Genomic DNA, 13,682 nt, shown 5'->3' on the forward strand with positions numbered 1-13,682 from the left:
TGATTTAATGACTGAGTTTTCGGAAATATACGAGAGGTTTTTAAAAAGAGTTGAAATATACTCTTTTTTAAATTTAAAAATCGAATTAAGAGAACGAATATTAAGATCATATTTGGATGATGCGCTAGCACGATTTGATGGCTATTGCAAAGAAGACTTATATGATATTAATGAAGATAAAAAATGTTTTAATTATAAATTAAATAAAAAAGCCATCTATTTAATTGCTGAAAATATGGTTGTAGTATGGTTAAAAAGAGAAAGAGATAGAGAAGAAAATACAAAAAACTGTATGAGTGAAAAGGATTATTCTATTTTTAGTCCAGCAAATCTACTAAATACTTTAAATAATACATATAAGGACGCAAACAGTGAAGTATATGCTGATATGAATGAGTATTCGTTGTCAGAGTTCGATCCAATGGATTTGATTAAAGGAGAAAATAGATAATGAACAAACTCCAAATAGAACATCTCATCTCAAAAATATATAAAATACTGCCATTAAAAGAGTCAGATAATGCTAGTTTGTATGAATATTTAGACAGCCTTGTTATTCAGCTTGAGGGTGCAAGAAAAACATGTACAGACTTTACAACTAATAATTTGTACAGTCGCAAATATATTGAAATCATTAATACTGTAAATTATTTAAAAGATAATACATTTACTACAAAACAGTGCAAACGTGAAGTGTTTAAATGTATTTCATTATTAAATAGCATTATGAACGAACTAAAAGATGATTGATTGGGATAGTTACGATCAGCATCTTAAAGTTCAGGGTGCAAGCCTTAGAGAAAGCAGATTAAATAGAGCAAAATATCATATCAATAAATATGGAAAAGATAATCCATCTTACAAAAAAGTTAAAGTTAATGGCAAAAACATGATATTAGCAATCAACAGTGGAACAAAACCATATTATAAAAAATTTCATACAATGCCTGATGAAACAATATATCCAGGAGATATTGTTTACTGGAAAGATACAGTTTGGTTAGTAACAAATGCTGATTTTGATGATGAGCTTTATATAGATGGAAATTTACAGCAGTGCAATTTTAAATTGAGATGGCAAAACAAAAGCAGAGAAATCATTGAACGTGACATAGTAGCTACTGCATATAATAGCGGTGTCGAAGATAAGGCGCTTATTACTATTGGATATGATCAGTTAATGATTTATATCCCTTTTGACAAAGATACAATTGAGCTTGAAAGAGATCAAAGATTTTTTATTAGCAACAATCAAAAAAAACCTACTCCTTATAAACTAACAAGTATTAACACTACTTCTAATGTTTACAATGGACATGGTTATTTACAGTTAATAGTATCAGAAGACGTTTATCATGAAGATGATAATTTAATATTAGGAATTTGTGATTATAAAGCTCCCAACAGTTCTGATACACATGAAGATGATTTATATGCAAAAATTGTATATAAATCTTTAAAAATTAAATCTGGTTATGATAAAGGAACAACTTTTAGTGCTGAATTTTATAATCAGGATTTAAAACAAAACAATATCTCCCCTACCTGGTCAATTAATTCAACATTTAATGAATTATTAACTATTAAAGAAGATGGGGATAAAATAACAATTTTAATTAATGATGATTCTTACATCGGTCAAAGAATTAGTCTAAGTTTAAAAGATAAGGAAGGAAACTATCAAGATGACAACATTATACTTGAAGTTACAGGGTTATTTTAATGGCAAACAGTAAAATAATTAGTGAATTAAAATCAAAGGTTATTAAAGATGTTATAAACAATGACGAGATAGTTAAAGCAATTGATTGTCCAAGTATGGATAAAGAAAACTGGGAACCTATATATTTGATAAATTCTAAAGAGACAGTTGATATGGGATTTACGCCTGTTATATTTAGAGAACATCAAAATCAAAATATCATTACCGATGCAATAACTTTTATAACAATGGAAGTTAATATACCTCAAACAGATAAATATGGTATATATGCATATCCAGTTTTGGAAATATGGATAGTTTCTCACAATAAGCATAATCGTATTGATAATATTTTGGGTGTTAAAGATAACAGGAATGATTATATATCAATCTTATTAGATGAAATGTTTAATGGTAAAAAAGCGGGATATGGGGATATCACACTAAAATCTAACACTGCTGGTGTATATGATGACAATTTTGTTTATAGACGGTTAGTCTTCGAAGGGATTGACATTAACGATTCATTATGCAAGTAATAACTGAAAACAGTCTTTACAGAGGTAAAGATATCAAACTTAACGATCATATAACAATTTATCACCCTACTGTTGGTGAAGTGTTTGATAATGAGACAAAGTACATGTCAACTGTGTTTACAATATGTGCAACACCAACAGATTTAGCATGGCAGTTAGAAGAATATTTCAATATTGATTTTGTCACCGCTGATGAATATGAAATTTTTGTTAAGTTTATCGCACCTTCTCTTGATAATCAAAAAACAAAAATGTTATTTGGAGATAATATTGATTTTTCAAAAATGAGATTAGAAAAGCTTGGAGGAACTGATGAAATTGTTTTAAAACAGCATGTTATAAAACAAAAAGAAATTACAGATGTCAATCAGTTGCAAAAATTCAGGTTAAAAAGAACCTCGCCCTATCCAAAAATTCTTACTGAAGAATATGATATTGTTTTTGACCGATATATTTATACAAGAATTACAGATTTTTTGAGAAAACTGTTCAACATCAAAAAGAACGGAGATAAGCCTGGTAACAAGGGAGCAAGAAAATATCTCATTGATCAGTCAAAAGAAAAATTTGAAAATTCTAAAACCAATACTAACGATAAATCATATTTACTTAATCTTATATCAACAATGGTTAATTCTGAAGGATTTAAGCATGATGAAGTAACTGTGTTTGATATGAAATATTACCCTTTTATGGACAGCGTTAAAAGAATTAACAAAATATTTCATACTAAGGTATTATATCAAAGCGGCTACTCTGGATTTGGAATTGATTTGTCAAAATTAAAAAATAAAGAAACTGAATTAAACATGATGAGCGACTTAGATTAGTCGTTTTTTTATTTATAAGAAAAAGGAGAAATAAATGAATATTAGTGAATTAGTGTTAGAAAAAATTGATTCTCTTGTGTTAAATAACATTGAAGACGATTCGTTAGCTGTTCGTTTAACAAATGTTAAAGATGGAAACTTACAAACTTCATCAGAGGGACAAAGTGTAACTGATAATATCGGTTCTACAATTATGACACTTTATAATGCAAAAACAGGTGTTTTAACAGGAACAAATGCGTTATTCAATGCGGATTTAGGCGCTGCTCAATTTGGAGATGAAAAGACAGTTGCTACCGAAGATGCTTTGATAGCAACACCTACATATGAAATTATTGATGCGGTTGATGGAAAATTAAACTTAGATAAAAAACCTGCTAGTGATTCTGTTAAATATGTTTATAAATTAGTAAATAATGGAATTGCTGAAAAATTAACTTTGGGTACAGGACAAGCAGTTGATAAAACATTTACTGTTAATGAAAAAGAAATTACCTTACCTAGTGGCTCAACAGGTTCTTATTTCGTTGAGTATGAATATGAATCAGCTACTGCAAACAAATTATCAAATAAGTCCGACAAATTCCCTGGGGTATATAAAGCAAGAGTTTATGTTATAATGCGTGACGCTTGCAATAAGAACAAAATTTATACAGGTGTTATTGTTTCTAATAGAGCAGAAATTGATCCATCAACAGTTGAAATTGGATTAAATGCTGAAGCAGGACATGCATTTACAATCAACTTTAATAAAGAGTATTGTTCTAAAAACACAGATTTATTCTCAATTATTATTGATGAATAGGAGTTAGAGAAGAATAATCTTCTCTAACTTTATAATGTCAAAACAAATAAATCATTGGTGTATAGTATGTGGGAAAGGTTATCATGCATGTAATTCATGTGATGACGTTAAATCATTTACACCTTGGAAAACACTAACTGATACATCAAACCATTATTCAATTAGGCTAATTATTGATGATTATACTAATGGAATTATTAATAAAAAGAAAGCAAAAAATATGCTAAATAAATGTGATTTAACAGGTTATAAAGATTTTCTTCCACATGTTAGTAAAATCATATCAGATATTTTAGCTTATGATGATTGTAAAAATAAAAAATTGAGAATAAAAAAAGATAACTTATAGTTGTCTTAAATAAACAAGTATCTATATAGGAGAAATTTAAGTTCTCCTGTTTTATTTAAGACAACTATTTTTAGAATATAAGGATAATTTAGAAAAAAAATAAATTAATTGCTATAGAGGTTAAAACTTGAAGTTAAAATTAATCATTGACAATAACGTATTAGATAAATATAACAAATATTATTTCAAAAAACATCCAAGAGCACGCAAAGTCCCTATTGAAAAGCCTATCCACCCTTCTATTAATGTTTGGATGATTTTAATGCGCCCTGCTATGAATCTACTTAAACAGAAATGGAAAGATTTTATTATCTGGTATATTAATGATTTAGGTTATCAGGATTTTAAAATTGGTAATTGTATCATCGAATATACATACTTTATGCCAACTAAAAGACGTGCAGATAATGACAATATGACACCAAAATTCATCAACGATGGATTAGTAGAATCTGGTTTTTTAGTTGATGATGATTATAAGCATCTAAAAAAAATAATTTTGGCGTGTGATTATGATAAAAATAATCCACGAACAGAAATAGTTGTCTATATAAATGGACAAATAAATATTGAAGAAGTTATAGAATAAAAGGAGAATAGAAATGAAAGAAAATAAAGAGTTTAATAAAATTATTTATGGAGTAAAAAAACAATCATTGTCACTTCAAGAATTTTTAGATTTTAGAAATTGGGTTTGCAGTAGATTAATTGATTTAGATGAACTAACTATTGCTTATGATCTTCAAGATATCATGATGCAGTTTGCTTTTGCAAAATTTTATTTAGATGTTGAGCTGCCAAATATTGATGACAATGATAATTTTCTAGAAGATTATGAATTAGTATGTGGTATTAATACTTGTGATTATCGTTGTCTAATTAATGATGTTCAATATAGTACATTACAATTGTCAATTGATAGATATTTAGATCAGACGCAAGCTGAATTTTATGAGTCAAAACGATATGATGCAAATGATTTTATGAGAAATATTGAAAAATCTATCACTGGATTCATTGATGGTATGAATAATAATTTCAATAATTTAGATGTTGAAAAGGTATTAAACAGTTTAGATAAATTTCAGGATTTAACAAACAATAAGATTAGCTTAGATACGTTTATTGAGCACGCTAAGCAGGTTATGGATAACGATAAATTGTCAAAAGATGAATTAATCGAGTCAATTACAGTTACCAACAAAAAAGAGATTAATTAATATGATAATTAAAAACATGACTGATTTAAACAAAGCATTAAAACAAATTGCAGAGCAAACACTCCTTGAAGCTCAAGAAGAAGTTCACAGATGTATTGAAAACTTTGTGAAGCAGTATTATTCAGAATACTCCCCTACTGTTTATCAGAGAACTTATCAGTTTATGGAAAGTATAACAAAAACTTCTATTAAGACCAGAGGTTCAACTGTTGTATGTGAAGTATATATAGATACCAATCTTGATTACAAAAGTGCCACTGGACAAGAGGTAATTGAGATGATCAATAGTGGATATCACGCCATGAAAAAGATGGGTTCAGCTAGAGATATACCAGGTACTAAAGTCTGGGATGACAGTGTTGAATTTATTGAAAAATATAATATCTTTATTGATACTTTTAAGCAAACCCTAATTAAACAAGGCTTAGATGTCATATAGATATAACAGTCATATAAAAACAAGATTTCATTTAATTTTACAGAGAGGCACCCCTCTCTTTTTTACTATTTTATAAAGGAGTGATGAAATGGCCATAGGTAAAAAAAGGTCAAGGCGGGTAAAACTGCATGATAAGGAAAAATTAAAAATGATCAATCCTGAAACACTTAAGTGCTGGAAAAAATACCAGCAGTACATGAATGTAAAGGAATTGTCAGAAAAAACGATTTATAATTACAACAGCGATTTAACACAATGGTTTATCTTTATTTTAGACAAACAGTTTAATCAGTCTGTTTTGGATTTAGGTGAAGATGATATTTTAGAGTTTGTAACATTTGCTAAAAGTCAGGGAAACAATACAGAAAGAATTAAACGAAGATTGTCAAGTATTTCGTCATTTTATAAGTTTTTAAAACGTAAGAAAATATTAAATTCAGACAGTCCTACTGAATATATTGAAAGACCAAAAAGAGGTTTGCCTGTTGTAACACAAACATATTTGTCAAAAGAACAAATTGAATTGATGAGAAAAAAACTTGATGAACTTGGAGATTTACAACTAAAAACTTATGCTGAGTTATCACTAAGTACTATGGCTAGAGTTAATGCCATTGCTCATCTTAGATGGGAACAGATTGATTTAGAAAATCGTGTTTGTAACGATGTGTTAGAAAAAGAACAAAAGTATGTGACTTTATTTTTTTCTGAAAAAGTAAAAAAATTATTAGTACAGTTAAAAGAATATAGAACACATTATGATATTGATGATTTTGGATGGTTGTGGCGAACTCCATACACCAATCAATACGACTGCGTTTCCAATGGGACGTTAGCAGGTTGGTGTTCAAAAATTGGACAAATGATTGGTATTTCAACTCTTCACCCACACGACTTTCGCCATTCAGGTAGCAATCAACTTTCTATATCTGGAATGCCTTTAGAAGATATTTCCACACTTCTCAATCACATTTCGACTGAAGTTACTAAAAAACATTATTTATTGCCCAACAATAAGAAAATATCAGCTTTAAAAGATAAATTTGAGGTATAACAAATGACAAACTTTAAAGTACAGTTAGGCGTTAAATTAGATAAAAATGCTGGTAAAGCACTGAATAACCAGTTAAACAATCAAAAGATTATTGCAAATATTAGTAAGTTTAATATAACTAAATCTGCAATTAGTGACATTAAAAAACAATTAAACTCATCAAAATTCAGTATCAATATAGATGCTAGTGGTGTTAATAAGCAGATCAACAGTGTTGTATCTAATATTAATAAAATGAATAAACTTGCAATAGGCTTAAATAACCTTGGTAAGTTAAACATTGATGACAGTGGACTTCAACAAAGACTTGCTTCAATAACTAAACAATTTGAAGCTATTAAAAGAATGTCTGATTTAGGAGCACAATCAATTGCGTTAAGTAAGCTTGATGGTAATTTTAAAATATTATCAAGTGACATCAGTACATATAATAAGGAACTCGCAAATGGTAAAAGCATAAATTTCTTAGCAGACCAGGCCAAAGCAGTTAATAACGTTAAAAAATATATAAACGAAAATACTAAAGCTGCAAAAGAATATGGTACTGCATTAGAAGAATCTCGAAACAAAATGCAAAATGCAACAAATGTCAAAGAATTGACAACTGCAAGAAAACAATTCGCAGCTTTGACAGCAGAAATCCAAGCCTCTGGAAACAGTGGTAGAAGTTTTAGTGATGAACTTAAAAACTCTATGAGTAAGTTTGGTCAGTGGATTAGCGCTGGAACTATTGTAATGCAAGTTGTTAGAAGTGCTAAAGACTTATTTAAAAATGTAGTTGCAATAGATTCAGCAATGACAAATCTATATAAGGTGACTGATGAAACTGATAGAAAATACAATCAGTTTTTAACTAACGCTAGTTCAAAAGCGGTTGAATTAGGTAGAAGTCTAAGTTCTCTTATTGAGATGACTGCCACATGGGCAAAATTAGGATTTAGTTTAGATGACAGTGCAAAACTTTCTGAAGTTTCGGCTATATATGCAAATGTTGGAGAAGTAGATGATGAGACAGCAGTTAAAGATATCGTAACTGCATTAAAAAGTTTTAATATCGAAGCAAAAAATGCAATTACTGTTGTTGATAAACTTAACAAACTTGGAAACGAATTTGCAACAGATTCAGCTTCTTTAGGTGATGGATTAAAAAATTCAGCTAGTGCATTAGCTTTTGCTGGAAATGATATTAACCAAACATTGGCTATGATTACTGGGGGTTCAGAAATAACTCAAAATGCTTCTGAGCAATCTAATGCAATAAAAGTATTAAGCATGCGTTTGCGAGGTAAATTTTCATGCCTCCATATAGAGAAATCTATATGCTATGTTTCGTAAAAAACATAGATAACAACTATATCGGTTAAAAAACAATGGGATGCTAAAGACCGAGGAAAGATTTGTAATATCAATAAAATATAACTATTTAATTTTTCCATAACAAAGTAAAAAAGAAGGAATATGAAATATACATTTGAAAAAATACAAGAAGCTTTAAAACTTCATAATTATAAATTGGTTAATAAAAACATGAATATTTCATCTATAATCACTAAATCAAAATTATTGTGCACTGACAATGATGGGTATTATGTTTATGTTATCTTAGATAAATTGATACATAGAAAATCAAAATTTAGAAGATTTTCAAATTCAAACAAATATACTATCGACAATATCAACTTTTATTTAAAGTCAAAAATAGGTAACAATTTTACTTGTTTATCTGAAAAATATATTAACAATCAAACAGAGTTGCTATTTAGATGCAATAGATGTGGAGAAGTTGTAAAAAAGAAATGGATTAATGTTTATAGAAAAGGAATAAATAGAACCCCTATATTATGTCCTAATTGTGATGGTAGAATAGAATCGCTACATGCATCAATATTAAAACAAGTTTTTATGTACAACTACCCTGATACTATTTGTGAAGATAATTCTTGTCGAAATCCAATTACAAATAAAATAATGCCAACTGATATTGTTAATCATAGACTAAAAATTGCAATAGAAGTACAGAGTGAATATCACGATAATGAATATAGTAAAAAAAAAGATTTAATAAAAAAAGAATTTTGGATTGCTAGGAATTTTAAATTTTATGCATTAGATATAAGAGATTACACAGTATTAGAAATGTGTAGAATATTTTTTAATATTAGTGAATTGCCAAGTTATATAAATTATGATTATAGTAATAAATTAAATATTAAAAACATTCAAAATATGCTAAATAAAGGTAAAAACATTCCAGAGATAGCAAATATTTTAAATATAGATAAACACAGAATTTATGATGCTATATATTCAAAAAAATTAATATATCCTAATAATTATCAACGTCCTGATTGTTCCCCAGTTGTGCAGACAGATTTAAGTGGAAACATTATTAACAAGTATAAAAGTATTTCAGAAGCACAATTAAAGTCGGGAGTTAAAGCATCTAATATCGCTTCTTGTTTACGTAAGAAAAGAAATTATTCTTCTGGATATTACTGGTATTATTTACATGATTATGATAAATATAAGTTTAGAACCAATAGATTTGAAAAATTTAGGCAACCAATAGATATGTTTGATAAAAATAATAAATATATAAAATCATTTAATGCAATTATAGAAGCATCAAAAGAATTGAATACAAACAATTACAGTATTTGGAGAGTTGCTGAGGGAATTAGAAAAAGTTTATTAGGTTACAAGTTTAAATATAAGAAATAACGATATTACAAAAATCCGTAGAGACTGCAGGATGTTTGTGGCAACATAAACATTGAAGTTGTTCCACTCTCTAATAGATATTAGAAATGGTAATATACAGTCCGATCTCACGCTATAATCCCAAATAAAAAAAATGAAACGTGAGAGTTAGCCAGAAATGACTAACCGCTATAAAGTTTATAGTCAGTAGCCAGTCATGGTGAAAGTAACAGAAATGATGAAGGGTGATCTAGAAAAACTAGGCGAAGAATATGAAAATGTTGAATCGATAAGTAAAATTCAAACCCAAATACTTAATCTAACTAAGGGAAATGTTAATATTTTTGATGATAGCAGAAATTTTAAAAGTACCTATGAGATTATTGAAAAAATAGCAAAAGTTTGGGATCATATATCACAAACTGATCAAGCTGATCTTCTTGAAATTATAGCAGGCAAATGTTTGCCTGATTGTGTAGTAATACATAATATGAATACACTTAATTGCAGGTAATCCCTTAGAGCCTTACACTACAATAGTTAGGAAACTAAACTATGATAGTTTTACAACGTAAGGATTGGGCGTTCGTGCAGCGAAGTACCCTAACGTATTCCATAGAACATATGGTGCTTTAGACGAGGGTAAACGTTCAACGACTAGATTCATGTCGAGACTTAGACTTGAGAATAAAGGTGGAAATCCTGAATATCTAAGTCAACAATCGTAGGGCGCAATTGTAAATGGCGTGGGTGAAACTCCCTTAAATCGAAAAAGGTACCCCTTTATTTTTAAAAAGGGTGAAGAAATAGTCTACTCTCACACGAAAGTGTGAGTGTTGTTAGTTAATAAAAATCTTAGCGATTAGGATTCCTTATTATAAATTTAACGAAATAGAAAAAATATTAAAAAACAAATTAACAACATGAAATATTTTACGAGTATTTCAAAACATAAACGAAACAAAGAGCGAACCAGGTTGCTGCGTTAATTCAATCAGCACAATCAGGACAAATGCAAAAAGCACTTCAGGCTTCTATCAACTCCGAAGGCTCAGCATTAAAGGAACAGGAACGTTGGTTAGATTCAATTGAGGCTAAAGCTCAGCAATTAGAAGCGTCATGGGAATCTTTATCAACTACAATGTTAGATAGCAGTGCTATCAAAGTCAGTATAGATTTATTAACAGACCTACTTCAGGTAATTAAGAATCTTGCTGAACTTATAGGTAGTGCTGGCACTATAGGAGCAATAAGTGGAGGACTTCTAGGTGCAAAAGGTCTGGGTTGGGTAAATGTATGTTTATACATATACAGTTGCCGACATAATCTATGCCCAGATAAAGCTTAAACGTGAGTTTAACGAGCTAATAACAATAATCGTATTATTAGCAAGAAGCTTTTGGCAAAAGAGGTTAATTTGGGTAATGGTTAAGATTCCATTATCGTATGTAATAAACACATACTAAGTCGGGAAAACACTATATATTGAAAACCTAAATAGATATATAGTATAATCCGCAGCGATATCTCATATATAACAGTGTATATGAGAACGTTCAGAGAGTATAAACCTCAATGGATATGAGAACGATATCTCCCCTATTCATTAATGTGTACTCCAGACTGGTCTTAGAATTAGGTTAGATTGTCTAAGATAAAAATCTAAACAAAATTAATTATTTTTACTATAATATTACATCAATTTAAAATTATGTGAAATTATGTTATTTTCATACAGATGATTTAAATCATTTTAAAATACATATATAATTAATATGTTATAGAAGAAAATGTCCATATTAGTGAGCATATAAGAACAATATTGTCGCTTAACAATTGGAAGGGGAGTAAAATGAGAAAGACAAAAATAGCAGTTGAAAATTTAGCTGAATTGACTATTCGGCAAATTAATAATTTGGATTTTGAAGATGAAAAGTTGTTTATTGAAAAAAAAAATAAAAAGCCTCTAGCTTTTTCAACAAAAATAAGTAATAGAAGTTTTGGGAGAGGAAATCCACTTTTAGCAAGACGAAAAATAACATCAATAGAATCAATTGATAAAAGACTGGATGAATTAATTAAAAAATGTCAATAAAAGAAAAAGAATCATTGTTGTCTATATCTCAAAACTCAAATGAAACCTTAGAAGAAAATGATGAAAATATGATTAAAACTGATTGTAAGTTACTTTGTAGTAAAATTTCTGAGCTAAATGGTATTTTTGAAGTCTATGTAAATAAAATAAATCCAATGATATTTACGTATGAAATTTTGGCTGATAATTATCCTATAGAGATATTGAATGAAATACGTTCTATTTTTACACATTTAAGCAGATGTACATTTGATACTGATGAAAAAAATGTAAATAATAACTTAACTAAAGCATATAGCCATGCAAAAAGAGCAATTTTAGATTGTTATAAATATAACAGTTTGGCATATGCTGATAAATACTATGAATTCATGGATCAATATAAAAATGTTGATTTATCTTTAATTGATAATGGCGAATTTTTAATAAAAATTACTAACAAACTTTGTTTAGCGAACTCTTTGATGATTCAAGCAAAGAGATCAGAAGCTGAAAACAAATCATTGGATGAACAATATACTAAGTATGAAAATGCATATTTTGAGTATTCAGAAATATATAAAATTCTTGAAAATACACAAATAAAAGCTGAAAATCTTAAGCAAAAAGCAATTATAAAAAGCAATAAAGAAAACAGAAAAATTCTTATTAATAATATAATAGGGATTATAGGAGTCATAGCTACTATTATAAGTATAGCAACCGTTTTTATATAATTGAAATTTAAATCTAGACAGACAAGTTTCTGTCTTTTATTTTTGTTAAAATGTTACGATTGTAAACGGATTGTAAGAAGAGTGTATTAGTTACATTTGCTTTTAAATTTAACAGAGCAATAAAAAGCTAGCAGTTAGTATTGCTTCTCTTATCTAGTTGCTTGACACCCATGTGTTTATAAGTTATAATATACTTGTTAAATTGGAATAACTATTTTACTCGATCAAAGTTACAGGTGGTTATTTTTTGTTTGATTATCCTTATCAATAATGACAAAAAAAACAATTTAACAATCAAACTTATTAAGGTAAAACAACTTTATTTATCTCACGCACTCCAAAACGTATGAGGGAGTTGTTTTACTTTGGGCAAAAATAAATTAAATATAGTAATCTCAGTACTATTTTTCTTTAATTGCTTGATATTTAAATATCCATAAGTTATAATATATTTGCCTATGATGGCAAGAAGAAATTTGATAACTTGTTAATCAAATTTGTTAATGTAGAATAACTACCTCAGCGTTGTCCAAAACAGAAGTGGTAGTTATTTTTTATTTTAGCAAAAAAGCTAAAAAATCTAGTAACAATAATACTAGATTTTTTTAGTTGCTTCTCCCCTACCATTTATATTTGCATCTTTTACACATATATTGTTTTCCAATAGAGCTACTTGCCAACCCTAAAGTTAGTACCCCTGCCATTCTACTTGTTGCAGTAACACGTTTTGTATTAGTTGAACCACAGTTAGGACATTTGACAACAAACTTCTCTTGTGTTGGGTTAGGTTCAGGTTTTAGCTTTTGATGACCATATTTTTTGCTAGTTTCTCGTTTAAACTCTTGCCATAACTTATCATCTTCTTCTGTATAATCAAATGTTCTTGCCCTACGATATAAAGATTTAAACTTTTCATTAAGTTCTTTACTAAAATCAGGGTTGTTTACACAATATTTTTCAAAAGCTTTATTTCTAGCAATTTCTGCTTTTTCAAGATTTGTGGTAAAAAAATAAAACTCAGTGTTTATGATATCAGTGTCGCAAACCTCACATTTTCCCTCACTATGCCAGGTCGTAGACCCACATTTGGGACATATTTCTATAAATATTCTTTTTTGCAAACATTCTTGAATATCGATCCCACAATTTGGACAGATTTTTGCTTTATCTGATACGTTATGATTACATTCTGGGCACTCTATTAGCATTATTATTTCCTCCAATACATTTATA

The 13,682-nt window shown here is 28.7% G+C and carries 18 protein-coding genes; 17 read left to right on the forward strand and 1 reads right to left on the reverse strand.

Annotation, left to right across the window (positions count from 1 at the left end; genetic code table 11):
• Window positions 1–7 precede the first annotated feature (7 nt).
• From BMW96_RS00755 to BMW96_RS00835, 17 genes are all read left to right on the forward strand, one after another.
• A complete protein-coding gene (locus tag BMW96_RS00755; protein ID WP_092351481.1) occupies window positions 8–451 on the forward strand; it encodes a hypothetical protein in 444 nt (147 codons plus the stop codon).
• On the forward strand, window positions 451–750 hold the full coding sequence (locus tag BMW96_RS00760; protein WP_092351483.1) for a hypothetical protein: 300 nt from the start codon (window positions 451–453) through the stop codon (window positions 748–750). Before BMW96_RS00755 ends, BMW96_RS00760 begins: the two co-directional genes overlap by 1 nt.
• Window positions 743–1,723 (forward strand): hypothetical protein, encoded by a 981-nt coding sequence (locus BMW96_RS00765; protein ID WP_092351485.1) that lies wholly within the window; start codon window positions 743–745, stop codon window positions 1,721–1,723. Before BMW96_RS00760 ends, BMW96_RS00765 begins: the two co-directional genes overlap by 8 nt.
• The gene (locus BMW96_RS00770) at window positions 1,723–2,241 is read left to right on the forward strand and encodes a hypothetical protein (RefSeq protein ID WP_092351487.1); all 519 of its coding nucleotides are present in this window, start codon (window positions 1,723–1,725) and stop codon (window positions 2,239–2,241) included. The genes BMW96_RS00765 and BMW96_RS00770 overlap by 1 nt, the downstream gene beginning before the upstream one ends.
• Entirely contained in the window at window positions 2,232–3,071 is an 840-nt protein-coding gene (locus BMW96_RS00775; protein WP_092351489.1) for a hypothetical protein, read from the forward strand. The genes BMW96_RS00770 and BMW96_RS00775 overlap by 10 nt, the downstream gene beginning before the upstream one ends.
• Window positions 3,072–3,105: 34 nt before the next feature.
• Window positions 3,106–3,876 carry a hypothetical protein gene (locus BMW96_RS00780; protein WP_092351491.1) on the forward strand — a complete coding sequence of 257 codons (771 nt, stop codon included), beginning with the start codon at window positions 3,106–3,108 and terminating at the stop codon, window positions 3,874–3,876.
• Between the two features lie 34 nt (window positions 3,877–3,910).
• The gene (locus BMW96_RS00785) at window positions 3,911–4,225 is read left to right on the forward strand and encodes a hypothetical protein (RefSeq protein ID WP_092351493.1); all 315 of its coding nucleotides are present in this window, start codon (window positions 3,911–3,913) and stop codon (window positions 4,223–4,225) included.
• A 127-nt stretch (window positions 4,226–4,352) separates the two neighbouring features.
• Window positions 4,353–4,814 carry a RusA family crossover junction endodeoxyribonuclease gene (locus BMW96_RS00790; RefSeq protein ID WP_180320333.1) on the forward strand — a complete coding sequence of 154 codons (462 nt, stop codon included), beginning with the start codon at window positions 4,353–4,355 and terminating at the stop codon, window positions 4,812–4,814.
• Window positions 4,815–4,827: 13 nt separating this feature from the next.
• Window positions 4,828–5,445: a hypothetical protein gene (locus BMW96_RS00795; RefSeq protein WP_092351495.1), complete on the forward strand. Its 618-nt coding sequence runs from the start codon at window positions 4,828–4,830 to the stop codon at window positions 5,443–5,445.
• A 1-nt stretch (window position 5,446) separates the two neighbouring features.
• Window positions 5,447–5,884 (forward strand): hypothetical protein, encoded by a 438-nt coding sequence (locus BMW96_RS00800; RefSeq protein ID WP_092351497.1) that lies wholly within the window; start codon window positions 5,447–5,449, stop codon window positions 5,882–5,884.
• A gap of 88 nt (window positions 5,885–5,972) precedes the next feature.
• On the forward strand, window positions 5,973–6,938 hold the full coding sequence (locus BMW96_RS00805) for a tyrosine-type recombinase/integrase (protein ID WP_092351499.1): 966 nt from the start codon (window positions 5,973–5,975) through the stop codon (window positions 6,936–6,938).
• A gap of 3 nt (window positions 6,939–6,941) precedes the next feature.
• A complete protein-coding gene (locus tag BMW96_RS00810) occupies window positions 6,942–8,273 on the forward strand; it encodes a phage tail tape measure protein (protein WP_092351501.1) in 1,332 nt (443 codons plus the stop codon).
• A gap of 123 nt (window positions 8,274–8,396) precedes the next feature.
• Window positions 8,397–9,659 carry an NUMOD1 domain-containing DNA-binding protein gene (locus BMW96_RS00815; RefSeq protein ID WP_092351503.1) on the forward strand — a complete coding sequence of 421 codons (1,263 nt, stop codon included), beginning with the start codon at window positions 8,397–8,399 and terminating at the stop codon, window positions 9,657–9,659.
• 196 nt (window positions 9,660–9,855) lie between these two features.
• Entirely contained in the window at window positions 9,856–10,152 is a 297-nt protein-coding gene (locus BMW96_RS00820) for a hypothetical protein (RefSeq protein ID WP_143050692.1), read from the forward strand.
• Window positions 10,153–10,650: 498 nt separating this feature from the next.
• The gene (locus BMW96_RS00825; protein ID WP_092351507.1) at window positions 10,651–10,986 is read left to right on the forward strand and encodes a phage tail tape measure protein; all 336 of its coding nucleotides are present in this window, start codon (window positions 10,651–10,653) and stop codon (window positions 10,984–10,986) included.
• A 504-nt stretch (window positions 10,987–11,490) separates the two neighbouring features.
• Window positions 11,491–11,733 carry a hypothetical protein gene (locus tag BMW96_RS00830; RefSeq protein ID WP_092351509.1) on the forward strand — a complete coding sequence of 81 codons (243 nt, stop codon included), beginning with the start codon at window positions 11,491–11,493 and terminating at the stop codon, window positions 11,731–11,733.
• Window positions 11,724–12,449: a hypothetical protein gene (locus BMW96_RS00835; RefSeq protein WP_092351511.1), complete on the forward strand. Its 726-nt coding sequence runs from the start codon at window positions 11,724–11,726 to the stop codon at window positions 12,447–12,449. The genes BMW96_RS00830 and BMW96_RS00835 overlap by 10 nt, the downstream gene beginning before the upstream one ends.
• Window positions 12,450–13,069: 620 nt before the next feature.
• Here BMW96_RS00835 and BMW96_RS00840 read toward each other — a convergent pair.
• The gene (locus tag BMW96_RS00840) at window positions 13,070–13,657 is read right to left on the reverse strand and encodes a zinc ribbon domain-containing protein (RefSeq protein WP_092351513.1); all 588 of its coding nucleotides are present in this window, start codon (window positions 13,655–13,657) and stop codon (window positions 13,070–13,072) included.
• Window positions 13,658–13,682 lie beyond the last annotated feature (25 nt).

The organism is Thomasclavelia cocleata (assembly GCF_900102365.1).
Classification (GTDB): domain Bacteria; phylum Bacillota_I; class Bacilli_A; order Erysipelotrichales; family Coprobacillaceae; genus Thomasclavelia; species Thomasclavelia cocleata.